This is a genomic window from Legionella drancourtii LLAP12 (assembly GCF_000162755.2).
Classification (GTDB): Bacteria; Pseudomonadota; Gammaproteobacteria; order Legionellales; family Legionellaceae; genus Legionella; species Legionella drancourtii.
On sequence record NZ_JH413832.1, the window covers coordinates 130,046 to 131,431 of the forward strand.

Genomic DNA, 1,386 nt, shown 5'->3' on the forward strand with positions numbered 1-1,386 from the left:
GGTGTAGTTTTATGAAACGAATTCAAGTGTTATTCCTGGTTGGTCTTCTTGTTTCTTTGTCTTCTTGTAAGACCTGGTGGAATAAGGATGATGAAGATAAGAATCCTTTTAAGGGCATGAGCGCTGAACAGCTTCATACCGACTCTCAAAAAGCACTGCGTAAAGGCGAATATGCAAGTGCAATCAAGCGTTTAGAAGCTATAGAAACCATGTATCCATTTAGTGATTACACTGAAAGTTCACAAATGGATTTAATTTATGCGTATTATAAAAATGAAGATTATCCTTCTGCAGCAGCAACTGCAGAACGTTTTATTCATCTTTATCCACGGGCTAAGAATGTAGATTACGCGTACTACATGCGTGGATTGGCAAATTTCCAGCAAACTCGTGGTGTCTTTGCTAAGGTATTGCCATTAGATGAATCTTGGCGTGATCCTGGGACGCAAACTCAAGCTTATTCAGATTTTGCAGTTCTAATTCAAAAGTTCCCTGAAAGTAAGTATAAGGCGAATGCGCTGCAACGTATGATTTATTTACGTAATATGTTTGCGCAGCAAGAGTTGAATGTTTCGAAATTTTACTTTAAGCGTAAAATGTATGTCGCAGCGATTGAACGAGCCAGTTATTTAGTTAAAAACTATCCTCAGGCACCTTCTGCTCAGCAAGCACTGGTGATTATGTATAAATCAAATGTTGCATTAGGTTTAAATAAAACGGCTGAAGAAGTTAAGACGGTTTATCAAGCAACTTATCATACCACGCAGATGGTAAGATTGACTCCTCAGTAATTTCCTATTAATAAGCCTTGGGCTGTTGTCTAGCTTGAGGCCTTTTTATTTTCTTCTTATGAATCTATTGAGTTTGCTGATGTATTTCTGCTGCCTAAGACTTGATGTACCGTAGGGTTAAATTAGATCAAAAATAGCTTGGTGCTCTGAGCCTACGAAGCCCAACAACGGAGCGAGGCGACCTTCATTGTGTTGGGCTGCACTTCGTTTAGCACCACAACCTATACAAGAATTTTACCTTACATCATTAATAGTAGCGCAAGAGAGGGTACTTATAGACACAGATTTTTGCGCTTTTCTAAAAATTATGAAAAAAATTGCTGAATAGACAAAGGGGTTAGAACTGCTAAAAAAATCCAACCCAATACCACCCAAAATACATCTATTCTTGCTCCTAGTGCTTCTTTATATATTTTTCTTACTAGGGCAATAAGCCAAAAACACACGAATCCTGAGATAAAAACAGTGCCAAAAATAAACCCTATAGCGATTAAACCATGCTGATTGCCAAGCGCGAGGTTTACAAAAATTTGCACGAAGAAAAAGAGTATGAATAAAACAACATACATAATATTAATGCTCATTAAGAGGCATG

General features: G+C 37.7%; 2 protein-coding genes. One reads left to right on the forward strand and one right to left on the reverse strand.

Annotated features, from left to right (window positions below; genetic code table 11):
- Positions 1-11: 11 nt before the first annotated feature.
- Positions 12-791 carry an outer membrane protein assembly factor BamD gene (locus tag LDG_RS11930; protein WP_006871629.1) on the forward strand — a complete coding sequence of 260 codons (780 nt, stop codon included), beginning with the start codon at positions 12-14 and terminating at the stop codon, positions 789-791.
- A 305-nt stretch (positions 792-1,096) separates the two neighbouring features.
- Here LDG_RS11930 and LDG_RS11935 read toward each other — a convergent pair.
- Positions 1,097-1,386 (reverse strand): hypothetical protein (locus tag LDG_RS11935; protein ID WP_233491517.1); only part of this gene is annotated, 290 nt, incomplete at its 5' end.

Coding starts and splice junctions, on each gene's coding strand:
- LDG_RS11930 (WP_006871629.1), top strand. CDS start 12: ATGAAACGAATTCAAGTGTTATTCCTGGTTGGTCTTCTTGTTTCTTTG.